The 21,971-nt window shown below is 72.9% G+C and carries 16 protein-coding genes and 1 other RNA gene; 2 read left to right on the top strand and 15 right to left on the bottom strand.

Going from position 1 to position 21,971, the window contains the following annotated elements; translation table 11 throughout:
• Positions 1-95 precede the first annotated feature (95 nt).
• The 10 genes from ABT118_RS31335 to ftsE all read right to left on the bottom strand — a co-directional run bounded on the left by ABT118_RS31335 (position 96) and on the right by ftsE (position 12,056).
• Positions 96-377: an HU family DNA-binding protein gene (locus ABT118_RS31335; RefSeq protein ID WP_057237508.1), complete on the bottom strand. Its 282-nt coding sequence runs from the start codon at positions 375-377 to the stop codon at positions 96-98.
• Positions 378-899: 522 nt separating this feature from the next.
• Positions 900-2,375 (bottom strand): NAD-dependent malic enzyme, encoded by a 1,476-nt coding sequence (locus ABT118_RS31330; protein ID WP_350677160.1) that lies wholly within the window; start codon positions 2,373-2,375, stop codon positions 900-902.
• Between the two features lie 308 nt (positions 2,376-2,683).
• The gene (locus ABT118_RS31325; protein ID WP_350677154.1) at positions 2,684-4,966 is read right to left on the bottom strand and encodes a HelD family protein; all 2,283 of its coding nucleotides are present in this window, start codon (positions 4,964-4,966) and stop codon (positions 2,684-2,686) included.
• 155 nt (positions 4,967-5,121) lie between these two features.
• A complete protein-coding gene (locus ABT118_RS31320; protein WP_350677147.1) occupies positions 5,122-6,297 on the bottom strand; it encodes a uroporphyrinogen-III synthase in 1,176 nt (391 codons plus the stop codon).
• A gap of 167 nt (positions 6,298-6,464) precedes the next feature.
• Entirely contained in the window at positions 6,465-7,844 is a 1,380-nt protein-coding gene (locus tag ABT118_RS31315) for a nitrate/nitrite transporter (protein ID WP_350677142.1), read from the bottom strand.
• Positions 7,845-8,031: 187 nt separating this feature from the next.
• Positions 8,032-8,408, bottom strand: a transfer-messenger RNA (tmRNA) gene (gene ssrA, locus ABT118_RS31310).
• A gap of 93 nt (positions 8,409-8,501) precedes the next feature.
• Positions 8,502-8,981 (bottom strand): SsrA-binding protein SmpB, encoded by a 480-nt coding sequence (smpB, locus tag ABT118_RS31305; protein ID WP_350677137.1) that lies wholly within the window; start codon positions 8,979-8,981, stop codon positions 8,502-8,504.
• A 277-nt stretch (positions 8,982-9,258) separates the two neighbouring features.
• Positions 9,259-10,365 carry a S41 family peptidase gene (locus ABT118_RS31300; RefSeq protein ID WP_350677130.1) on the bottom strand — a complete coding sequence of 369 codons (1,107 nt, stop codon included), beginning with the start codon at positions 10,363-10,365 and terminating at the stop codon, positions 9,259-9,261.
• Between the two features lie 35 nt (positions 10,366-10,400).
• The gene (ftsX, locus tag ABT118_RS31295) at positions 10,401-11,306 is read right to left on the bottom strand and encodes a permease-like cell division protein FtsX (protein WP_350677125.1); all 906 of its coding nucleotides are present in this window, start codon (positions 11,304-11,306) and stop codon (positions 10,401-10,403) included.
• A 60-nt stretch (positions 11,307-11,366) separates the two neighbouring features.
• On the bottom strand, positions 11,367-12,056 hold the full coding sequence (gene ftsE / locus ABT118_RS31290; protein ID WP_184919059.1) for a cell division ATP-binding protein FtsE: 690 nt from the start codon (positions 12,054-12,056) through the stop codon (positions 11,367-11,369).
• A gap of 439 nt (positions 12,057-12,495) precedes the next feature.
• Between ftsE and ABT118_RS31285 the strand changes: the two genes are divergently transcribed.
• The gene (locus ABT118_RS31285) at positions 12,496-12,690 is read left to right on the top strand and encodes a hypothetical protein (protein WP_350677118.1); all 195 of its coding nucleotides are present in this window, start codon (positions 12,496-12,498) and stop codon (positions 12,688-12,690) included.
• A 61-nt stretch (positions 12,691-12,751) separates the two neighbouring features.
• Here the strand turns inward: ABT118_RS31285 and prfB are convergent, their stop codons facing one another.
• From prfB to ABT118_RS31270, 3 genes are all read right to left on the bottom strand, one after another.
• A complete protein-coding gene (gene prfB / locus ABT118_RS31280) occupies positions 12,752-13,861 on the bottom strand; it encodes a peptide chain release factor 2 (RefSeq protein WP_350677113.1) in 1,110 nt (369 codons plus the stop codon).
• A gap of 9 nt (positions 13,862-13,870) precedes the next feature.
• Positions 13,871-15,169 carry a serine/threonine-protein kinase gene (locus tag ABT118_RS31275; protein WP_350677109.1) on the bottom strand — a complete coding sequence of 433 codons (1,299 nt, stop codon included), beginning with the start codon at positions 15,167-15,169 and terminating at the stop codon, positions 13,871-13,873.
• A gap of 191 nt (positions 15,170-15,360) precedes the next feature.
• Positions 15,361-17,193 (bottom strand): serine/threonine-protein kinase, encoded by a 1,833-nt coding sequence (locus ABT118_RS31270; RefSeq protein ID WP_350677103.1) that lies wholly within the window; start codon positions 17,191-17,193, stop codon positions 15,361-15,363.
• Positions 17,194-17,455: 262 nt separating this feature from the next.
• On the opposite strand from ABT118_RS31270, the gene ABT118_RS31265 reads away from it, so the two are divergent.
• Complete coding sequence (locus tag ABT118_RS31265) at positions 17,456-20,191, top strand: FHA domain-containing protein (RefSeq protein WP_350677097.1); 2,736 nt, start codon at positions 17,456-17,458, stop codon at positions 20,189-20,191.
• A gap of 142 nt (positions 20,192-20,333) precedes the next feature.
• Here the strand turns inward: ABT118_RS31265 and ABT118_RS31260 are convergent, their stop codons facing one another.
• Both ABT118_RS31260 and ABT118_RS31255 read right to left on the bottom strand, forming a co-directional pair.
• Entirely contained in the window at positions 20,334-21,275 is a 942-nt protein-coding gene (locus ABT118_RS31260) for a CU044_5270 family protein (RefSeq protein ID WP_350677092.1), read from the bottom strand.
• On the bottom strand, positions 21,275-21,892 hold the full coding sequence (locus tag ABT118_RS31255; RefSeq protein WP_350677088.1) for an RNA polymerase sigma factor: 618 nt from the start codon (positions 21,890-21,892) through the stop codon (positions 21,275-21,277). The genes ABT118_RS31260 and ABT118_RS31255 overlap by 1 nt, the downstream gene beginning before the upstream one ends.
• Positions 21,893-21,971 lie beyond the last annotated feature (79 nt).

Below are 21,971 nucleotides of genomic sequence, written 5' to 3'. Positions count from 1 at the left end.
GGGGCGCCCGCCCCCGCATCCCCCCGCCCCCCCCACCGCCCGGGGCCGGGACCCCCCGAGGGGAGACCGGCCACGGTCGTTTCGGCTGCCGAGGACTACTTGCCCTTGGCGGCTTCCTTCAGCTTCGAACCGGCGCTGACCTTGGCGCTGAAGCCGGCCGGGATCTGGATCGGGTCGCCGGTCTGCGGGTTACGGGCCGTACGAGCGGCACGGTGGGTGCGCTCGAAGGTCAGGAAGCCGGGGATGGTGACCTTCTCGTCGCCCTTGGCGACGACCTCGCCGACAACCTCGGCGAAGGCGGCCAGAACAGCGTCGGCGTCCTTGCGGGTCACCTCGGCGCGCTCCGACAGAGCGGCCACCAGCTCACTGCGGTTCATGTGTACTCCTGTGGTCTGTTCGCGTTGCGGTGTGCGGGGACCCATCGGTCGTCCGTCCCTGGCCCCCACGTTCTGGAGGCGGGCCGGACGGCGCTGGTCCGCACACTGTGCTCATTCAGGCGAGGGTTGGTCAGGGTCCGGGCTTGCACCCCGAAGCGCCTCAAACCGCACTGCCTGGGTACGAATCCTGCCCCGACCGGCACTGAGAAAGCCAATCGGACCCCGGCGCGGTTGACCCGAACAGCGCCCGCCCGCCGGAGTTGTGACACTCCGTCGGCTCCGGCGGACCGGATCGGGCAACGGTCCGAAGGACACGCCGAGAGCCCAGGGGGACGTTCCGTACTTGTCGGACACGCCTGCCCCGTGCAGGGCTACCGTACGCCCTGGCACCGACAAGCCCAAACACGCCCCTTCCCCTTGTGTCGCAAGGGTTCGGGGCGTGTCCGGCTGGGTAGGGGCGCCGATCGGTCATTTGTCCGGGCAAGCGGACACTCCGGTGCGGCGCCCGGAGTGTCGTGCGACCTAGAGCCGAACGGCCGGGAAAGCCGTGGTGTCGAGCGTGCCGACGATCCCGGGGGTGGGCTTCGACGGGGCGGGCTCGGCGCCGCCACGGGCCGCCAGGGCGGCCTCCCGGACGGCCGCGGCCACGGTCTTGGCCACGTCGGGGTGGAAGACGCTCGGGATGATGTAGTTGGCGTTCAGCTGGTCGTCGGCGACCGTGGTGGCCAGCGCGCGGGCGGCGGCGATCATCATCTCGGTGTTGACGGTGTGGCTCTGCGCGTCCAGCAGGCCGCGGAAGACGCCCGGGAAGACCAGCACGTTGTTGATCTGGTTCGGGAAGTCACTGCGGCCGGTGGCCACCACGGCGGCGGTCTGCCGGGCCACCGCCGGGTCGACCTCCGGGTCCGGGTTGGCCAGCGCGAAGACGATCGAGTTGTCGGCCATGGTGGCCAGGTCGTCGCCGTCCAGCAGGTTCGGGGCCGAGACGCCGATGAAGACGTCGGCGCCCGCCACCGCCTCCTTGAGCGTGCCGGTCCGGCCCGAGCGGTTGGTGTGCTCGGCGATCCAGCGGAGCGAGTCGTTCAGGTCCTCCCGGCCGCTGTGCACCACGCCGTGGACGTCCGCCACGGTGGCGTGCTCCACGCCGGCGGCCAGCAGCAGCTTGAGGATCGCGGTACCGGCGGCGCCGGCGCCCGACATGACGATCCGGATCTGCGAGATCTCCTTGCCGACCACCCGCAGCGCGTTGGTCAGCGCGGCCAGCACCACGATCGCGGTGCCGTGCTGGTCGTCGTGGAAGACCGGGATGTCCAGCGCCTCGCGCAGCCGGGCCTCGATCTCGAAGCAGCGCGGCGCGGAGATGTCCTCCAGGTTGATGCCCGCGAAGCCGGGGGCGATCGCCTTCACGATCGCCACGATCTCGTCGGCGTCCTGGGTGTCCAGGCAGATCGGCCAGGCGTCGATGTTGGCGAACCGCTTGAACAGCGCGGCCTTGCCCTCCATCACCGGCAGCGCGGCCATCGGGCCGATGTTGCCCAGACCCAGCACGGCGGAGCCGTCGGTGACCACGGCGACGCTGTTGCGCTTGATGGTCAGGCGGCGGGCGTCCTCGGGGTTCTCGGCGATCGCCATGCAGACCCGGGCCACGCCGGGGGTGTAGATCATGCTGAGGTCGTCACGGTTGCGGATCGGCAGCTTGGACGACATCTCGATCTTGCCGCCGAGGTGCATCAGGAAGGTGCGGTCCGAGACCTTGCCGATCGCCACGCCGTCGATCGCGCGCAGCTTCTCGACGATCTCCTCGCCGTGCGCGACCGAGGAGGCCGCCACCGTGACGTCGATCCGGAGCGCCTCCAGGCCCGAGGCCGTGACGTCGAGACCGGTGACCGAGCCGCCGGAGGACTCGACTGCGGTGGTGATCGAGCTCACCGCGTTTCCGGTGGCCGGGACCTCCAGCCGCACCGTGATCGAGTTCGAGACACTGGGCACCGTCGCCATCGACGTCCTTCTTCCTGGATCAACACTTTGTTGAAAATCTCATGCCTTGGGCATGCTAGACCTCGATCGTCGCACCGACCAAGGGTCTGCCAGAAATAACGTTCATTGAGTGTCCGGACTCGACAACCTTTCTTGCCCTCTGCGGGCGATGCGTTACATTGGACAAGACACCGGCTCGATCCAAGCCCCCGGGCCCAACCTTCGTCGCTACGAGCGACCACTTGCCGCGAGGCGAGCATGGCGGGTCGGTGTCATTAACGTCGGAAGGCCCCTCACCAGCGGTGAGGGGCCTTCTCCGTGTCGGACCGTCAGCGCAGCAGCGCCGGCACCCCGGCCGCGTCCGGCAGGTCGTCCGGGCCCGAGAGCACGGTCAGCCGCTGGGTCGCCCGGGTCAGCGCCACGTACAGCACCCGCAGGCCGGCCTCCGACTCCCCCGCGATGCCGACCGGGTCGGCCACCACCGTGGCGTCGTACTCCAGGCCCTTGGCCTCCAGGCTGCCGAGCGCCACCGCCCGCTCGCCCAGGCCCTCGATCCACCCGGCCGCCTCGGCCCGGCGGTCCATCGGGACCACCACCGCGACGGTGCCGTCGACCTCCGCCAGCAGCCGGGTCAGCTCGGCCCGGGCCGCCGCCGCGAAGACGGCGGGATCGGCCGAGGCGGCCGCCGCGAAGCGCGGGGCCAGACCGGTCGAGCGGACCGCCGTCGGCGAGGGCGTACCGGGCGCGGCCAGCTCCAGCACCTTGGCCGCCACCTCGGCGATCTCGGACGGGTTGCGGTAGTTCACGGTCAGCGTGTGCCGGCGGCGCGGCTTGCCCGCCAGCACCTCGTCCAGCGCCGACTGCGCCTCCTGCGGGAACGGCCAGGAGGACTGCGCCGGGTCGCCGACGATGGTCCAGGTCGCCATCCGGGCCCGGCGGCCGACCATCCGCCACTGCATCGGCGTGAGGTCCTGCGCCTCGTCCACGATCACGTGCGCGTACTCGACCCGCTCGACCGGCACCCGGTCGCGCTGCCGGGCCGAGCGGTCCGCGTACGTGGTGACCTCGTCCAGGCCGGTCAGCAGGTCGACCGCGTCCACCTCGCGGACCTTCGGCCGGGCCGCCTCGCCCAGCAGCAGCTGGAGCTCGTCCACCATCGCCACGTCGTGCGCCGAGAGCGGGCCCTCGCCGCGGTCGGTCAGGTGCCGCCAGGAGTCGGCCAGCAGGCGCGCCTCGTCCGGCGTGACCGCCCGGCGGGCGATCCGGTTGGTGTGCCGGGTCTGCTTCAGCGTCGCCAGCACCCGACGGGGCGTCAGCGACGGCCACCAGGCGTCCAGGAAGTCCAGGAAGGACGCCTCGTCGGAGACGTAGTCGTCGAAGGACTCCTTCTCCTCCTGGCGCTGCTCCCGCGAGTAGTGGTCGGTCGGACGGGGCTGGTGCCTGATCGCCTCCTGCCAGAGCGCGTCCAGCAGCAGCCTGCGGGCGCGCGGGCGGAGCAGGTTGAGCGGGGTGCCGCCGCTGCCGATCACGTTGCCGCGCACCGACCGGAGCTTGTTGGCGTCCAGCCGCAGCGCCTCGCCCCGGGCGAACACCTTGAGGTCGGTCGGCGCCCCCAGCTCCAGCGCGGCCTTGGCCGCCCGGCGCAGCAGCGTCACCATCCGGGCCGAGCCCTTCACGTGCGCGGCCTGCGGGGTGTCGTACCGGCCCGCCTCGATGCCGTCGACCAGGCTGCCGACGGCCCGGATCGCGACCTGGCCCTCCTCGCCCAGCGAGGGCAGCACGCCCTCGGTGTACGAGACCAGCAGCGCGGTCGGACTGACCACCAGGATGCCGCCCGCGTACCGGCGGCGGTCCTGGTAGAGCAGGAACGCGGCCCGGTGCAGCGCGACCGCCGTCTTGCCGGTGCCGGGACCGCCCGTCACCAGGGTGGCGCCCGGCGCGGGGGCCCGGATCACCTCGTCCTGCTCGCGCTGGATCGAGGAGACGATGTCGCGCATCGAGTGGCTGCGGGCCCGGCCCAGCGACGCCATCAGCGCGCCGTCACCGACCACCGCCAGCTCCTGGCCGGCCAGCGTCGGCGTCAGGTCGGGGCGCAGCAGGTCGTCCTCGACCCCGAGCACCTTGCGGCCCTTCGACCGGATGACGCGGCGGCGGATCACCCGCCCCGGCTCCAGCGGCGTGGACCGGTAGAACGGCGCGGCGGCCGGCGCCCGCCAGTCGATCACCAGCGGGCCGAACTCGGCGTCCAGGACGCCGAGCCGGCCGATGTGCAGCGTCTCGGCGACGGCCGGGTCGGCCGGGTCGAGCGGGGTCTGCGACGGGATGCCGTGCTCCTCCGGAGCGTCGGCCTGCTGGAGGTCGATCCGGCCGAACAGGAAGTCCTCGAACTCGCTGTTCAGCCGGTTCAGGTGGGCCCCGGCGCGGAACACCTGGGCGTCCCGCTCGGCGAGCGCGCCGGGGGTACCGACCTGCACCCGCTTGGCGGCGTCCTCCAGGATGTACTCGGCCTCGGCGAGCTTCTCCTCCAGGCGGTGGTAGACCGTGTCGAGATGGCGCTGTTCGCCCGCGATCTCGCGGTCGCGGATGGTGTCTGAGTCAGGGCTGCTGTGCATGGCCTCGGGGGGTGCGGCGAAGGACCTCGGAAAAGAGACGGACGGATGATCCTACGCCTTCCGACACCTGGCCAGCCAGGACAGGGCTCGGGGAACTGCGGCGCCGGCCCCGGGGGCGGTCGAGGTACGTACCGGGCCGGGCACTTTCGCGGTGCTCAGGCCGCGCCGTACTTCTCGCCCGGATCGGCGACCGGGTCGAGCGCCAGCCGGTAGCCACGCTTGACCACGGTGGCCACCAGCCGGGGTGCGCCGAGCGCTGAGCGCAGCCGGGCCATCGCCGTCTCCACCGCGTGCTCGTCGTTGCCGCTGCCCGGCAGCGCCCGCAGCAGCTCGGCCCGCGGCACCACCCAGCCCGGCCGCTTGGCCAGTGCCCGCAGCAGCGCCATCCCGGCCGGCGGTACGGGCCGCAGCTCGCCGTCGACCAGCGCGGCCTGCCCGCGCAGCTCCAGCAGGTGGCCCGCCACCGAGAACCGCCGGGACCGGTCCGGCAGCTGGGCGGTGAGCATCTGCACCATCGCGCCGAGCCGCATCCGCTCCGGCCAGACGGTGGCGATGTCGAGCTCCTCCAGCGGGGCCGCCGTCACCGGGCCGACGCAGACCGGCAGCACGTCCCGGCGCAGGGCGTGCAGCAGCTCCGCGGTCAGGCCGCGCTGTTCGGCCCGGTCGAGCAGGCTGATCGCGGCGGGGGCGCTGGTGAAGGTGACCGCGTCCAGGGCGCCCGCGCAGCAGGCGTCCAGCAGCCGGTCCAGCGGGGCCAGGTCGACCGGCGGCAGCCAGCGGTAGACCGGGACCTCGACCACCTCGGCGCCGGCCGCCGTGAGCGAGTCGACGAAGTCCCGGAGCGGGGCACCGTGCAGTTGGACGGCGATCCGCCGTCCGTCCACGCCCTGGTCGAGCAGGCGCGCCAGCACCTCGACCGAGGACTCCGACTCGGGCGACCACTCCTCGCGCAGCCCGGCGGCCCGGATCGCGCCCTTGGCCTTGGGCCCGCGGGCGAGCACCACGGCCTTGCCCAGCCGTTCGATCAGCTCGTCGCCGAGGCCCCAGCCCTCGGCCGCCTCGATCCAGCCGCGGAATCCGATGCCGGTGGTGGCCACCGCGATGTCCGGCGGGTCGGCGACCAGGGCGCGGGTGGCGGCCAGCAGTTCGGCGTCGTCGGTGAGCGGCACGATCCGCAGCGCGGGTGCCCGCAGGACGGTGGCGCCCCGACGCTGGAGCAGGGCGGCGAGTTCGTCGGCCCGCCGGGCGGCGGTGATACCGATGGTGAACCCGGCCAGTGGCGGCACCGGGTCGGTGGGGACGGTGGGGCGACAGGTCGTCAGATCGTCCATGGCTCTCGGTCCTTCGGTGGTGCGTCCCAACGGCTGCGGCGGGCCGGGAGGGTGGGTGGGTGGAAATCCTCTCCCCCGGCGGTGTCGCGTCGGGGTCGGTCCGATTTCCGGCTTGTTTCGCAGGCCGGACCGGCCGTCCAAGGGCTGGACGGCCGGTCCCGGCGGGGTCAGACCCGGACCAGCGCGGGGCTCTGGGCGGCCTGGTCGGCGCTGCCGCGCGGGCGGCGCAGGTACACCGCCCAGGTGAGCGCGAAGCAGAGCGCGTACGCCGCCAGGAAGGAGACGAAGGCCGGGGTGCCGGTCTTCGCCACCAGGAAGGACTGCCGGAAGGCCAGGTTGATGAAGAGCCCGCCGAGCGCACCGACGGCGCCGATCACGCCGACCGCCGCACCGGACATCCGCCGCGACCAGGCGGCGGCCTGCTCGACGGTGTCGCCGAGCTGCGCGATCCGGTCCTGCGCCCGGGCCTCGAAGATCGCCGGGATCATCTTGTAGGTGGAGCCGTTGCCCAGCCCGGCGAAGACGAACAGGGCGATGAAGCCGGTCAGGAAGACCGGCAGCGACTTGATCGAGGAGGCGTAGGTGACCACGCCGGCCGCCACCGCCATCGCGGCGAAGTTCCACAGCGTGATCCGGGCGCCGCCGAAGCGGTCGGCCAGCCGGCCGCCGACCGGGCGGATCAGCGAGCCGAGCAGCGGGCCGATGAAGGTGAGCTGGGCGGCCTGCAGCGGGGTCCGGCCGAACTGGTTCTGCAGCACCAGGCCGAAGGCGAAGCTGAAGCCGATGAACGAGCCGAAGGTACCGATGTAGAGGACGGACATCAGCCAGGTGTGCCGCTGCCGCACGACCTCGGCCAGCGCACCGGTGTCGCCCCGCATCGGCGCCAGGTTGTCCATGAACAGCGCCGCGCAGGTCGCCGAGACCACGATCAGCGGCAGGTAGATGCCCAGCACCAGCCGGGGGTGGCCGGCCCCGGCCCAGGTGATCACGCCGAGCGCGACCAGCTGGATCACCGGCACCCCGATGTTGCCGCCGCCCGCGTTCAGACCGAGCGCCCAGCCCTTGCGGTGCTGCGGGAAGAAGGCGTTGATGTTGGTCATCGAGGAGGCGAAGTTGCCGCCGCCGAGCCCGGTCAGGGCCGCGACCAGCATGAAGGTGGTGTACGAGGTGCCGGGGTGCATCACGTACCAGGCCGCCAGGGTCGGCAGCAGCAGCAGGAGGGCCGAGACGACGGTCCAGTTCCGCCCGCCGAAACGGGCCACCGCCACCGTGTAGGGAATCCGGACGAATGCCCCCACCAGGGTGGGCACCGCGACCAGGAAGAACTTTCCGGCCGGGTCCACGCCGTACTTCGGGCCCATGAAGAGGACCATCACCGACCAGAGGCTCCAGATCGAGAAGCCGATGTGCTCGGAGAGGACCGAGAACAGCAGATTCCGGTTGGCCACCTTCCGGCCGGTCCGGGCCCAGAAGCCGGCGTCCTCCGGCTGCCACTCCTGGATCCAGCGACCGCCCGCTCTGCCCTGCGCTGCCGTGTCCGTACTCATCGCGCTCCCCTTGCCTGCCGGTGCCCTGTGTCAACTGACGGTAGGAGTCGGTGGTTTCGGCTTCGTTGTGGCCTGTGACGCCGGAGGAACCGTCCTCTCACCCGCGGCACGCTAGCGGTGTGAGGGGCGGCCGGGAAGCACGAAGGCCGCCCTCCGGTGTGGAGGGCGGCCTTCGATACACATGGGGTGGTGGAGATGCCGGGAATCGAACCCGGGTCCAGTGGAGTGGATTCAGGACTTCTCCGAGCGCAGTCCGCTGTGATTTTCTCGGCCCTGGCAGTCACGCGGACAAGCCGCCAACAGGCCCAGTCACTGTTTGATTTCCCCACCGACCCCCGTGACCGGGGCGGCAGGTTGAGTTCCCTAAATTATGCCAGGGTCCGGGTCGGGAACTCCCCGGTCTGACACCCGTTCACTTTCGCTTAGGCAGCGAGAGTGAACTGCTGGGCATCGCGCTTAGAGTTGGCGATTATTGTTTTGCGACAGATGGTTAACGAGATCATTGCCGCGTTCCTCGGCTCGCTTCTCCTGTTTCGACTTCCCCTGTCGAAACCGATCATCCCCATGTTTTGTTGAGAAACAGCGCTCCGGAGGGCGGACCCTCCGGTGTGTTGCTGGAGCCATAGTACGCGCAGGTACCGGCCCCGGCCAAGCAGATTAACCCTGCTGGCGGCGCTTGACCGCCGCGACCGCCCGGTCCGACTCGCGACGGTCCTGCTTCTCGCGCAGGGTCTGCCGCTTGTCGTAGAGCTTCTTGCCGACCGCGAGCGCCAGCTCCAGCTTCACCCGGCCGTCCTTGAAGTACAGCGAGAGCGGCACCAGGGTGTGCCCGGTCTCCTTGACCTTCGACTCGATCTTGTGGATCTCCATCCGGTGCAGCAGCAGCTTGCGCTTGCGCCGCGCCGAGTGGTTGGTCCAGGTCCCCTGGGCGTACTCGGGGATGAACACGTTGTCGATCCACGCCTCGTGCCCCTGGATGTAGGCGTAGCCGTCCACCAGGTTGGCCCGCCCCTCGCGGAGCGACTTGACCTCGGTGCCGGTCAGCACCAGACCGCATTCGTACGTGTCGAGGATGGTGTACTCGTGTCGCGCCTTCTTGTTCTGCGCGATCAGCTTCTTTCCTGTTTCCTTAGCCATAGCGCCGATCATTCTCGCATCCCGGACGACCGGTCGGCAGCCCCTTTACCGCCGGTGCGTCACGCCGCGGGCTCGAACGAGACCGTTACCGCCACCGGGCAGTGCGCCTCCCGGTCCCGCACCGACGGCGTGCTGCCGGTGACCACGGCCGGGCTCCGCCCCTCCGGGGCCGCCGCGCGGATCCGGAGGGCCCCCGCCCCGTGGTCTCCAGGGCGGAGCAGTCCACGTCCTTTGCCCCCGGCGTCGCCACGAACACGAACCGGTGCAGGGAGGGGGCTTATCCGCGGCCCAGGCCGGAGAGGACCGTGTCGGCCAGCCGGACGGTGTCGGCGGGCGTGCCGCCGGCCGGGCGGGGGACGTCCGGGGTGAGGCCGGTGCCGTCCGGGGAGCGGCCCGCCGGGGTGAAGTACCGGCCCACCGTCAGTTCGAGCACGGCGCCGTCGGCGAGGCGGCTGGGCTGCTGCACGGTGCCCTTGCCGAAGGTGCGGGAGCCGACCAGGACGGCCCGGCTGCGGTCCTGGAGGGCGCCGGCGAGCAGTTCGGCGGCGCTCATGGTGCCGCCGTCGACCAGCACCACCAAGGGGGTGGCGGTGTCCCCGCCGGGCGCGGCGGTGAGCTGGCGCCGCTCGCCGTGCTCCAGGTAGGAGCCGACCGGGCCGCCGTCCAGGAAGAGCCCGGCGGTGGCGGCGGCCTCGTCGACCAGGCCGCCGGAGTTGCCGCGCAGGTCGAGCAGGACGCCCCGGGCGCCCCTGGCGGCGGCGGCGACCTGTGCGGCCACCCCGGCGGTGAAGCCGTGCACGGCGATCCGGACCACACCGGGGCGCGGCTGGTCCACCGTCACGTCACGGGCCACCAGCTCGGCCCGGTGCAGGGTGAGTTCGCGCTCCTCGCCACCGGGCCCGCGCAGGGCCAGCGCGACGGTCGAACCGACCTCGCCGCGGAGCCCGGCCACCACCTCGGTGACCGGCAGCCGGTCGGCCGGAGTGCCGTCGACCCGCAACAGCCGGTCCCCCACGGCGATCCCGGCCCGTTCGGCCGGACCGGCCGGGGCCACCTGGGCCACCGTGGTGGCCCCGTCCGGCGCCCGGTCCACCGAGAGGCCGACCCCGCGGTACCGCCCCTTGGTGAGGTCGGTGTACTCCTCCGGGCTGTAGTACGCCGCCCAGCGGTCGTCCGCCCCGGCGAGCAACTGCTCGGCCTGCTGCCGGGACAGGTCCGCGCCGGCCAGCGCCCGCCCGCCCAGGGCATCCGACGAAGCAGCCGGACGGCCCTCCACCGGCGGCTCGCCCCAGGCACCCGTGGCGGCCCCGCCGAGCAGCACGGTGCCGAACACCAGCGAGAGCATCGCTCCCTGGCGTACCCCTCTGCGCAGCGTCACCGGCATGGCATCGGAGTCTAGGCGCCGCATCGGAGCGGGCGTCAGACCTTCAGGTACTTCCGCAGGGTGAAGAACGCCGCGATCGCGGCCATGCCCATACCGACCACGACCAGCAGCGGGATCACCGAGAGCACCGAGGAGAGCCCGATGAAGTGGATGAACTCCACCCGCTTGGCCAGGAATCCCTGCACGAAGAAGTGCCCGCCGACCAGCAGCCCGGAGGCCAGCGCGGCCCCCAGCAGCGCGGCGAACGCGGCCTCCGCGATGAACGGCATCTGGACGTAGAAGTTCGAAGCACCGACCAGGCGCATGATGCCGGTCTCACGCCGTCGGCTGAAGGCCGACACCCGGACGGTGTTGACGATCAGCAGCAGCGCGACGAAGAGCATCAACACCATGATCACGAACGCGGCCGTCTGCAGACCGTTCAGGAGCCCGAACAGGTTCTCCAAGATCTTCTTCTGGTCCTGGACGGACTTGACCCCTGGCAGGCCGGCGAAGGCGCTCTGCATCACGTCGTACTTGGTCGGGTCCACCAGCTTGACCCGCCAGGACTGCGGCATCGCCTCCGCGCCCACCGCGACGATCAGCGGGTTGTCCGGGTTGAGGTCCTTCCAGTGCTTGAAGGCCTCGGCCGAGCTCTCGAAGCTGAAGTTCTGCACCAGCGGCATCTTCTCCAGCTTCGCCTTCACGTCGGCGATCTGCTGGTCGGTGGCGGCACCGGCGGCGCACTGGGCGGACTTGGAGTCCGACTTGGTGCAGAAGTAGATGCTCACCTCCACCTTGTCGTACCAGTAGTCCTTCATCGAGTTGACCTGGTCACGGACCAGCAGGCTCGCCCCGGCCAGGGCGAGCGACAGCGCGACGCTGACCACGACCGCGATGGTCATGGTCAGGTTGCGGCGGAGACCGACGCCGATCTCCGACAGAACGAACTGGGCACGCATGGCTTTGTCTCACTCCAGGAGGTGTTGCGGTAGTGCGGACAGGCGGACGGGGCGTCAGGCTCAGTGCTGGTAGCCGTAGACGCCGCGGGCCTGGTCGCGGACCAGCAGCCCCTTGTCGAGCTCGATCACCCGCTTGCGCATCTGGTCCACGATGGCCTGGTCGTGCGTGGCCATCAGGACCGTGGTGCCGGTGCGGTTGATCCGGTCGAGCAGCTTCATGATGCCGACCGAGTTCTGCGGGTCGAGGTTTCCGGTCGGCTCGTCCGCGATCAGCAGCATCGGACGGTTCACGAACGCGCGGGCGATCGCCACCCGCTGCTGCTCACCGCCCGAGAGCTCGCCGGGCATCCGGTCCTCCTTGCCGCCGAGGCCGACCAGGTCGAGCACCTCGGGGACGACCTTGTTGATGGCGCTCTTCGGCTTGCCGATGACCTCCAGGGCGAACGCCACGTTCTGCGCCACGGTCTTGTTCGGCAGCAGGCGGAAGTCCTGGAAGACGGTGCCCAGCTGACGCCGCATGTGCGGCACCTTCCAGTTGGACAGCTTGCCGAGGTCCTTGCCCAGGACGTGCACCTCGCCGACGCTCGGCCGCTCCTCGCGCAGGCAGAGCCGCAGGAAGGTCGACTTGCCCGAGCCGGAGGAACCGACCAGGAAGACGAACTCGCCCTTCTCGATCTCCAGCGAGACGTTGTCCAGGGCAGGGCGGTTCTGCTTGGGATAGGTCTTGGAGACGTTGTCGAATCTGATCACGGCTGCATCACGGGGGCCATCCTAGGTGGAACGGCGACCTGTTCGGCCGAACTTCCGTGACCCGATCGTTACTTCGGGCCCGAAGGCTGGCCGGACGGCACCGTTCCTCGGTCGGTTCCACTCCCGCGACAGGCCGGAAGCGGACGGCGGAAGCAGCCGAGTGCCGCTTCTCCGGTCTCGGACCATACGCGAAGCACATCCGGGCCCGCAGGCCCAGCCCGCCGGTCCGCCTGAGAATTGGTGGTGAATGTTCTGCTTTGCCCGGATAAATGCGAGCCATGTCACAGACCTGCTTACGGTTGACCGGTCAGACCCCGCCACGCGCGGGCCGGATCGTCCGGAACCTGGCACAGTGGTAGCAGAGAGCGGCCGTATGGGGCAGCCGAAGGAACCGGAAGCCCACCCGGCGCGTTGCTGTAAGCAGCAAGGAGGAGATCGCATGACGTGCGACCATCTGGTGTGCGCCAACTGCAACGGCCGCGTGAGTGACGGCCGGTGCCCCGTCTGCCGCGCCAACCGGGCCCGGATGCAGGACCAGCAGGGCCCGTTCGCCGCACTGACACCCGCCACGCTGCTGGCGCTGCTGGTCGGCCTGCTGGCCGTGGCCCTGATCGCCCGGCAGGCCCTGGCCTGACCCACCGCGACAACGAGAAGGGCCCCGGGACGACGTCCCGGGGCCCTTCTCAGATGCCTGCCTACGCGGCGGCCTCACGCTGCTTGCGCCAGCGGATGCCCGCCTCGATGAAGCCGTCGATGTCCCCGTCCAGCACCGACTGCGGGTTGCCGACCTCGAACTCCGTCCGGAGGTCCTTGACCATCTGGTACGGGTGCAGGACGTACGAGCGCATCTGGTTGCCCCAGGAACTGCCGCCGTCCTTGAGCGCGTTCATCGCGGCCTTCTCCTCCTGCCGGCGCAGCTCGAGCAGCTTCGCCTGGAGGACGTTCATCGCCGAGGCCTTGTTCTGGATCTGCGAGCGCTCGTTCTGGCACGAGACCACGGTGCCGGTCGGCAGGTGGGTGATCCGGACCGCGGAGTCGGTGGTGTTGACGCCCTGGCCGCCGGGGCCGGAGGCGCGGTACACGTCGATCCGCAGCTCGCCCTCGTCGATGTCGACGTGGTCGGACTGCTCGACCACCGGGAGCACCTCGACGCCCGCGAACGAGGTCTGGCGACGGCCCTGGTTGTCGAACGGCGAGATCCGGACCAGGCGGTGGGTGCCCTGCTCGACCGAGAGCGTGCCGTACGCGTACGGCACCTTCACGGTGAAGGTCGCGGACTTGATGCCGGCCTCCTCCGCGTACGAGGTGTCGTAGACCTCGGTCGGGTAGCCGTGCCGCTCGGCCCAGCGCAGGTACATCCGCATCAGCTGCTCGGCGAAGTCGGCGGCGTCCACGCCACCGGCTTCGGCGCGGATGTTGACCAGGGCCTCGCGGGAGTCGTACTCGCCGGAGAGCAGGGTGCGGACCTCGAGCTCCTCGACCGCCTTCTGCACCGAGGTCAGCTCGGACAGCGCCTCGGCGAGGGTGTCCGCGTCGTTCTCGTCCTCGGCCAGCTCGAACATGATCGAGAGGTCGTCCACCCGGCCGCGGAGGGTCTGCACCCTGCGCAGCTCGCCCTGCAGGAAGGAGAGCCGGCTGGTGACCGCCTGGGCGTTGGCCAGGTCGTCCCACAGGTTGGGGGCGGCTGCCTCCTCCTCCAGGACGGCGATGTCGGCCCGGATCTTGTCCAGGTCGAGGACGGCCTCGATGGACCCCATGGTCGTTTCGAGGGACTTGATTTCTTCGGAAGGATCGACGGCTGCCACGCCACCAGCCTAATGGTTCGGGGCCGCCGACCGTGCATGGGTACCGGCGGCGGGCCCGGCCGGCCAGGCTGCGGCGGCCCCGGCCCTGCTCTCGGGACGGCCCGGGCGGTCGGCGGCGAAGGCCGAGTACGCAGCCGCGGCACCGGCCAGCAGCAGCACCACCGCGAGCAGCACCGCGTACAGCCGCCGGCGCCGGACCAGCGCCCGCCGTCCCTTCCGGTGCCCGCTCGCCGGGGCGGCCTCCCGGCGCTGGGCGTGCGACTCGGCCGCGTACGAGGCCAGCTCCTGGGCGGACGGGCGGCGCAGGCTGGTGTGGGTGTCCCGGGTGGAGTCCGGCGACGGGGTCGGGACCAGCGGGACGGCCGGGCCCCGGCGGCGGCGGTGCACGCCCGGGCCGGTGTCGGCCTCGGCGTAGACGGCCTCGCCCGGGGTGATCAGCTCCTCCGCCGGGGCCTTGCCCTGCGGCGGGACCGGCGAGGGCAGCCCGGCCAGGTACGGGAGCTGCTCGCGCAGCCGGTCGGCCAGCTCGGCGGCCCGCAGCCGGGAGGCCGGGGCCTTGGCCAGGCACTCGCCGATGATCCGGGACAGACCCTCGGGCAGCCCGGGGATCGGCGGGACGGTCTCGGTCACGTGCCGGCGCAGGACCGCGCCGGTGTGGCCGCCGCCGAACGGGGTGAAGCCGGTGAGCAGCTCGTACAGCACCGTGGCCAGCGCGTAGATGTCGACGGCGGCGCGCGGCTCCAGGCCCTCGATGATCTCGGGGGCCAGGTAGTCGGGGGTGCCAATGATCCGGGTCGCCCTGGTCCGGCGCGGGGCGTCGACCAGGCGGGCGATGCCGAAGTCGGTGAGCTTGGCCCGGGGGGCGCCGCCGGGACCGGGCTGGGCCCCCAGGTCGAGCAGCACGTTCTCCGGCTTGACGTCCCGGTGCACGATCCCGGCGGCGTGCGCCGCGGCCAGGCCGTCGGCCACGTCGGCGATCACCGAGACGGCGGCCATCGGGGTCAGCGCGCCGTCCCGCTCCAGCCGGGAGCGCAGGTCGGTGCCCTGCACCAGTTCCATCACCAGGGCCAGGTCGTCCCCGTCCACCACCATGTCGCGGACCCCGACCACCCGGGGGTGGTCCAGGCTGGTGAGTGCGGTGCGCTCCTGGATGAACCGCCCGACGAGTACCTGATCGGAGGCCAGATCCTCACGCAGCAGCTTGACTGCCACCGGCCCGTCCGGGCCCTCGCCGATCCAGACGGTCCCGGCGGACCCCCGGCCGATCACCTGGTGGACGGTGTAGCGGCTGCCGATCTTGCGTGCCAATGCTGCTGCTCCGTAGGCGGCGGGAGCGCGCTGTCGCGCCGCGCGCTCGGTAGGTCGGTCTTCAGCCCACCAACCTACGCGCCCGGGGGCCGTTCGGGGGACGCCGAAGGGCCCCGGAGCGCCACTGCACGCAGGAAAAATTCTGAATTATCGACAAAGAGTCTTTCCCGTCGGCGGCCTGGGCGCCCGGGCTACTGACCGCCCGTCAGGTTGCCGACCCAGTCGCTGGCCTGGCCGAACCAGTCCTGGACGTTCTGCCACCAGATCGGGAGGTCGGTGAAGTTCCAGAGCGCGACGGCGCCCACGGCCAGCACCACGATGATCATCAGGCAGCCCTTGAGGCAGCCCAGGCCCGGGATGTACATCCGGTTCCGGCTGCGGCGGCGGGGCTCCCTCGGCGGCTCCGGCTCGCGCTGCTGCGGGGCCGGGGGCTCCTGCCGGCGCGGGGGCGCGGGCTCGGGGCGCCGCGCCGGGGTCGGCGCGGGCGCCTGGGCCTGCTGGTACGGCTGCGGCGGGGGCGCCTGCCCGTAGCCCTGCTGCTGGTACCCCTGCTGGTACTCCGGGGGCTGCTGCCTGGCCTGGTACGGCGGCGGGGCCACCGGCGGGCGCTGGTTGTAGCCGCCGGGCGGCTGCGGGCGCTGCTGCCCGGGGTGCTGCTGCCCGGGCTGGGGCTGCCCCGGCTGGGGCCGGCCCTGCTGCGGGCGGTACGGCTGGTACGGCTGCGGCGGGGGTGCCTGCTGGTAGCCCTGCGGCGGGCGCGGGGGCTGCCCGGCCTGGTACGGCTGCGGGGCGACCTGCGGCTCGCCGAACTCGGCCGGGTCGAAGTACTGGGTCTGCTGGTTGCGGTCCCGGGCGGCCCGGAGCTGGGTCTGCCAGGGGTGCGGCTGCTCGGCCGCGGGCGGCGCCGGCGGGGCGGCCGGCGGCACCGGAGGCAGTACGGAGGTCCGGTCCGCGGCACCCTGAGGGGTCATCAACTGGGTGGCGGCGACCGCGTCGTACTGCCCCGAGGGCAGCACCTGGGTCGGGTCGGCACCGCCGAAGGCCGCGTCGGCGAACTGGGCCGACACCGGCACGCCCGGCTCGGTCGGCGCGGCGTACGCGGGGGTCGGCCGGGGGTCGGGGCGGAGCAGGTCGCCGACCGCGAAGGCGGCCTCGGCCTGGTCCGGCGAGGCGTGCACGCCGACGCCGGCCGCGACCACCCGCAGGGCCTGGGCCAGCGCCACCGCTCCGGGCCGCTCGGCCGGGTCCTTGCGCAGGCAGCGCTCGACCACCGTCCAGAGCGGCTCGGGCATGGTGCGCGGGCGCTCCGGGTCCTGCCGGAGGTGTGCCTGGAGGATCGCGATCGGGCTGTCGCCCTGGAACGGGGCCCGCCCGGTGACCAGCTCGTACAGCATGATCCCGGCGCCGTAGACGTCCACGGCGGAGGTCTGCGGGCGGCCGTCGGCGGACTCGGGGGCGACGTACGCCGGGGTGCCGACGAACTCGTGGGTGCGGGTGATGCCCGGGGAGTCGGCCAGCCGGGCGATGCCGAAGTCGGTGAGCATCGGGTGCATCTGCTCGGCGCCGTCCACGGTGTTGCTGGCGAGCAGCACGTTGGCGGGCTTGAGGTCGCGGTGGACGATCCCGTCCGCGTGGCTGACCGCCAGCGCGTCGGCGATCTGGGCCATCAGCAGGGCACCCGCGATCGGGCTGAACGGGCCGTTGCCGCGCAGGTAGCGGAACAGGTCGGGGCCGTCGACCAGGTCCATCACCAGGGCCAGCAGCTCGCCCTCGACCACCAGGTCGCGGACCCGGACGATGTTCGGGTGGGAGAGCCGGAGCAGGACGGAGCGCTCGCGCAGGAAGCGCATCACCACGTCCGGGTCGGCGGCCAGCTCCTCGCGCAGTATCTTGATCGCCACCGGGCGGCCGGGCTCGATCCCGGGCACCACGACGTCCTCGCGCACCCGGGCGCGCCAGACGGTTCCGGTGGCCCCGCGCCCGAGGGCCTCCTCAAGCAGATACTTGCTGCCGACTGGCCGCACCTACGACTCCTCGCGCCGCCGTGTTTTCGGCAACTCTAACGGTGCCCGTGCAGGTTTCCGAGGCATCCCGACCGCGTCTCCCGGGCATGCGTACGACCTGAGGAGGAGACGAGGTTGACCTGACGGTTCGTCGGCTCCACCATGGCGATCATCGCAAGATCGTCAAATCCGGTGCCGGGCGCGCGGTGTCGGTCCGGGGTGGCAGGATGACAGGCACCACTCTTGTGGCCCAACGGCATCACTGAAGGGGAGTGCGGGGGCGATGCAGATCCGGCTCACTGTCCTCCGACCGCGCAGCGGCCCGGCAGCCGCCGGAACGGCCACCGACGTCCTGGTCACGGCCCCGGTCGGTACGGCGCTCGGCGCAGTCGCGGGGGCGCTCGCAGGCGCCGTGGGCGTGCGCGGCCCACGCTCCGCGACCCATGTGCACCTGTACGCCGGTACCCGGCGGATCGACGAGCAGACCCTGCTCGGCCACCCCCCGCTGCTGGACGGCGCGGTGCTCTCGCTCAACGAGCCCGACCCGGAGGCGGGCGAGGACGGCCCGCCCGCCCCCGCCGAACTGCGGGTCACCGGCGGCCCCGACGCGGGCGGCGTGCACCGCCTGCACGGCGACCGGATCCACGTCGGCCGCTCCAGCGCCGCCGACGTCCCGCTCGACGACCCGGACGTCTCCCGGCTGCACCTCTCGCTCCACCTGGGCACCGACGGGCGGGTGACGGTCCGTGACCTCAACTCGACCAACGGCACCGTGCTGGACGGCCGGTTCCTGCGCGACGAGGCGGTCGAGCTGTCCGACGGCGGCCTGGTCCGGATCGGCGAGTCCACCCTCCAGGTGGTCCGGACCGAAATCGGGGAAATCTCAGGGTTGCCCGCCCGGACGGCCCCGGACGGCTCCGGCCACCTCAGGCTCACCGTCACCCCCTCGCCCCGGCAGGCCCAGGCCGTACCGCCCGAGCCGCCGGCCCCCGAGACGCCGGCCCCCGGCGGCCTGGCCCGCGCCCTGCTCTCCCGCCGGCGCGGCCGGACCGAGCCCACCGGCGCGAGCGCGTCCAGGCAGCACGCCGCCGTCCGGGCCCGGCAGGCCGCCGCCCAGCGCGAGCGCTGGCCCGACCTGGCCACCGTCCTGCTGACCGCCCTCGGCCCCGGCCCCAGGCTCTGGGAGCGCGGCCCCGCCCACCCCGACTCGCTCACCCTCCGGCTCGGCACCGCCGACCGGCCCGGCGGCCCCGGCACCGCCCCCGGCACGGTGCTGCCCGCCGTCCCGGTCACGGTCGACCTGCAGACCGCGGGCAGCCTCGGCCTGGCCGGGCCGCGCCCCCGGCTCGCCTCGCTGGCCCGCGCGGTGCTGGCCCAGCTCGCCGTACTGCACCCGCCGAGCGCGCTCAGCCTGGTGGTGGTCGGCGCCGAGCCGGAGCAGGCGGCCGACTGGGCCTGGTCGTTCTGGCTGCCGCAGCTCCGGCCGACGCACGGTCAGGCCTGCCGCCTGCTGGTCGGGTTCGGCCCCGAGCAGACCGAGGCCCGGCTCACCGAGCTGGCCGACGGGCCGAGCGACGGCCTGTCCGGCCCGCCCGCCACCGTGGTCCTGCTCGACGGCACCCCCACCACCCCCGAGGCCCGCAGCGCCCTCGCCGTCCTACTCGAACAGGGCCCCGCCCTCGGCGTCTTCCCGATCTGCCTGGCCGAGGACGCCACCGACCTGCCCGCCGGGCTCGGCGCCACCGCCGTGGTCACCGGCGAGGTCGCCACCCAGCTCACCCTCGACCGCCCGCTCGGCGGCGGCGGCCGCGAGCAGGTCGAGGAGATCGCCCTCGACGCGGTCTCCCCCGCCTGGGCCGAGCGGCTCGCCCGGGCCCTCGCCCCGCTCACCGAGGCCGCCCCGGTCGCCCGCGGCCCGCTGCCCGACCAGCTCCGGCTGCTCGACCTGCTCCGCCTCGACACCGTCACCCCCGCCAAGCTCTCCGCCCGCTGGGCCGCCCTGCCCACCGGCCCCGGCACCGCCACCGCACTGCTCGGCACCACCCGGGACGAGTCCTGCCTGATCGACCTCGCCGACCCCGACGAGCCGAACGGGCCGCACGTCCTGATCGGCGGCGCCCGGGGCACCGGCAAGACCGAGCTGCTGCGCACCCTGATCGCCTCGCTCGCCGTCTCCGAGCAACCCGAGCGGCTCCGGATCACCGTCGTCGAGGGCCGCGGCTCCGCCCCTGACGACCCGTCGAGTCTGCGCGGCTGCACCGAGCTCCCCCAGGTCACCGAGCACGTCGACGCCGGGGCCGACCCCCGCCGCGCGATGCTCGCCGCCGAGTCCCTGCTGGACGAACTGGCGCACCGCGAGGCGCTCTTCGGCGAGCTGGACTTCACCGGCTGGCACACCGCCCGCGCCCTCGGCACCCCCGTCCCGTCCCTGGTGACGGCCGGCGGCGGCGCCCCGCCCGCACCCGCCGCCCGGGTCGCCGCACCCCGCAAGGCCCCCGACGTGCTCACCGCCGTCCCGGCCCGGCTGGTCGTGGTGGTCGACGACTACGACGCCCTGCTCGCCCCCACCTCCCCGGCCGGCCGGCCGCTCGGCCGCGCCCTGGCCGCCGTCGCCGAGCGCGGCGGCCGGCTCGGCGTCCACCTGGTGGCCGCCACCGGCTCCCCCGAACAGACCGCCGGCACCGAGCTGGACGAGATCGCCCACCTGCGAATCGCCCTGCGGACGGCCGACTCCGCCGACTCGGACCAGCTGATCCACCTCGCCGACGCCGCCGCGCTGCCCGAGGACACCCCGGGCCGCGCCTACCTCCGGCGGCCCGACGGCGGAGTGACGGCCTTCCAGTCCGCCCGGGTCAGCGGCCGCATCCCCCGCACCGCCACCCTCCGCCCCACCGTCGTCGCCATCGACCCCGCCCAGCTCGGCACCCCGCCCACCCGCCGCCCCGTCCGCGAGCTGGGAAACGGCCCCACCGACCTCGCCCTCCTCGCCAGCGCCCTGCAACGGGCAGCCCAGGCCTAGGCACACGCTTCGGAAGACAGGGGCCCGGGGAACGGCGGCGCCGACCCCAGTAAAGGTCACACGTGCGTAAGTGGTCAGGCACTTTCGCCTTTGACCCGCACGCCAGACATCCTCGCCGTTCCCCGAGCCCCTGGTCGTACGGTTAGCGCTCCCCCACCCGGTCGACGAGGGCCTTGGTCAGCATGGCGCTCTGCCCGACCACCGCGCCCGAGCCGACCTCGACCGACCGCTCGCCCAGGAACTCGTAGCTGCCCCGGTCGAAGACCAGCTCCGTCCGGACGCCGTCGGCCGTCCGGGCCACGCCCCAGCCGTGCCGCCCGGAGGCGTCGACGGAGTCGTCCAGCAGCTCGACCCCGGGGATCCGCGCCGCCGCCCGGTACAGCGCGGCGGTGACCGCCGGCGGCGCGAGCTGGTCGGTCAGCAGGTCCCCGACCGTCTCGAACGCCCGCTGGTCGACCGGGAGCTGCTTGTCGCCCGACGGTGCGTCGTAGAGCCGCCCGAGCAGCACCTCGGGGTCGGTCGGCAGCCCCTCCAGGAACTGGTAGGTCGGGCTGTGCACCGAGGGCGTGGTGTTCGGCTCGGTCGGCCGGCTGCCGTCCGGGTTCGCCGGGTACGGGTCGCCCGGCTTGGTCTTCGTCGGGGCCTGCCAGCCCTCCTCCTTGACCAGGCCCGGCTTCGTGCCGTCCACCGCCTGCCAGGCCTCCCGCCGGTGCAGGGTGCCCGGCGTGGTCTCCCCGGTGGCGAGGTTCTCCGACCCGAAGGCGACCAGCGAGTCGACGTAGACGTACTTGCCGTCCGGCTGCGGCAGGCTCCGCGCCGCGGCCGCCGCGGCGGCCCGGTCCAGTACCTGACCCACCGTCACGGCCGCCGCCGGGGCGGCGCCCCCGCCGGTGTTCAGCAGGACGGTCAGCGCCAGCCCCCCGGCCAGCGCGGGCAGTGCCACCCATCCGTACCGGCGGACCGGACGCTTCCTCGCGGCGGTGTTCTCCGCGACGGTGTTCTCCCGGCTGATCTCGCTCATCAGATGTCCCCTCAACAGCTGGTGGCGGTCGGCGGGGAGCACCGGTTCGTGCTCACGGTTCATCAGTTCTTCCCCTGGTTCGACCGGACCGCTTCGACGCGGTCACTGACTACCTGTCCGGTGCCGCCGCCGGGTTCCACCAGTTCCGCCAGCGCCAGTTCGCGCAGCCTGGCCCGGGCCCGGGAGAGCCGCGACCGCACCGTCCCGACCGGTACGTCCAGCGCCGCCGCGGCCGAGGCGTAGTCGAGCCCGGCCAGCACGCAGAGCTGGAACACCTCCCGGTCCCGCCGCCGCAGCCGCTCCAGCGCCCGCCGGGCGGCGGCCAGCCGGGCGCTGTCGTCGAGCCGCCCGACCAGCTCGTCGGCGAAGTCGGGGACGACGTCCCGGGCCGGCAGCCGGGCCAGCGCGGCCCGGTGCCGCCGCCCGGCCCTGGCGGTGTTGCGCAGTACGTTGGTGGCGATCCCGAACAGCCAGGGCCGGACCGAGTCACCGTCCTCGTGCAGCGTGGCCCGCAGCCGCCAGGCCTCCAGGAAGGTCAGCGAGACGGCGTCCTCGGCGGCGGCCCAGTCGCCCAGGGTCCGTACCGCGTATCCGTACACAGCCTGTGCATGGTCATCGAAGAGCTCCCCGAACGCGCTCTGGTCGCCGGCGCGCAGCCGGGACCGCAGTGACAGTTCCACGCCCCTACCTGTCCGCTCGCGCCCCCGGGTTCCACCCGCGCAAAAGGCGAGGGCGGGACCGCCATGGTCCCGCCCTCAC

It is taken from the genome of Kitasatospora sp. NPDC002040 (genome assembly GCF_040296785.1).
Classification (GTDB): domain Bacteria; phylum Actinomycetota; class Actinomycetes; order Streptomycetales; family Streptomycetaceae; genus Kitasatospora.
Note: the sequence above shows the minus strand (reverse complement) of the source record. Positions and strands in the feature narration are given on the sequence as shown.

Bases quoted from the DNA above. Each gene is read 5' to 3' on its own strand.
- ABT118_RS31335 (WP_057237508.1), bottom strand. From the start codon at position 377: ATGAACCGCAGTGAGCTGGTGGCCGCTCTGTCGGAGCGCGCCGAGGTG.
- ABT118_RS31330 (WP_350677160.1), bottom strand. From the start codon at position 2,375: ATGGCGACGGTGCCCAGTGTCTCGAACTCGATCACGGTGCGGCTGGAG.
- ABT118_RS31325 (WP_350677154.1), bottom strand. From the start codon at position 4,966: ATGCACAGCAGCCCTGACTCAGACACCATCCGCGACCGCGAGATCGCG.
- ABT118_RS31320 (WP_350677147.1), bottom strand. From the start codon at position 6,297: ATGGACGATCTGACGACCTGTCGCCCCACCGTCCCCACCGACCCGGTG.
- ABT118_RS31315 (WP_350677142.1), bottom strand. From the start codon at position 7,844: ATGAGTACGGACACGGCAGCGCAGGGCAGAGCGGGCGGTCGCTGGATC.
- smpB (WP_350677137.1), bottom strand. From the start codon at position 8,981: ATGGCTAAGGAAACAGGAAAGAAGCTGATCGCGCAGAACAAGAAGGCG.
- ABT118_RS31300 (WP_350677130.1), bottom strand. From the start codon at position 10,365: ATGCCGGTGACGCTGCGCAGAGGGGTACGCCAGGGAGCGATGCTCTCG.
- ftsX (WP_350677125.1), bottom strand. From the start codon at position 11,306: ATGCGTGCCCAGTTCGTTCTGTCGGAGATCGGCGTCGGTCTCCGCCGC.
- ABT118_RS31285 (WP_350677118.1), top strand. From the start codon at position 12,496: ATGACGTGCGACCATCTGGTGTGCGCCAACTGCAACGGCCGCGTGAGT.
- ABT118_RS31265 (WP_350677097.1), top strand. From the start codon at position 17,456: ATGCAGATCCGGCTCACTGTCCTCCGACCGCGCAGCGGCCCGGCAGCC.
- ABT118_RS31260 (WP_350677092.1), bottom strand. From the start codon at position 21,275: ATGAACCGTGAGCACGAACCGGTGCTCCCCGCCGACCGCCACCAGCTG.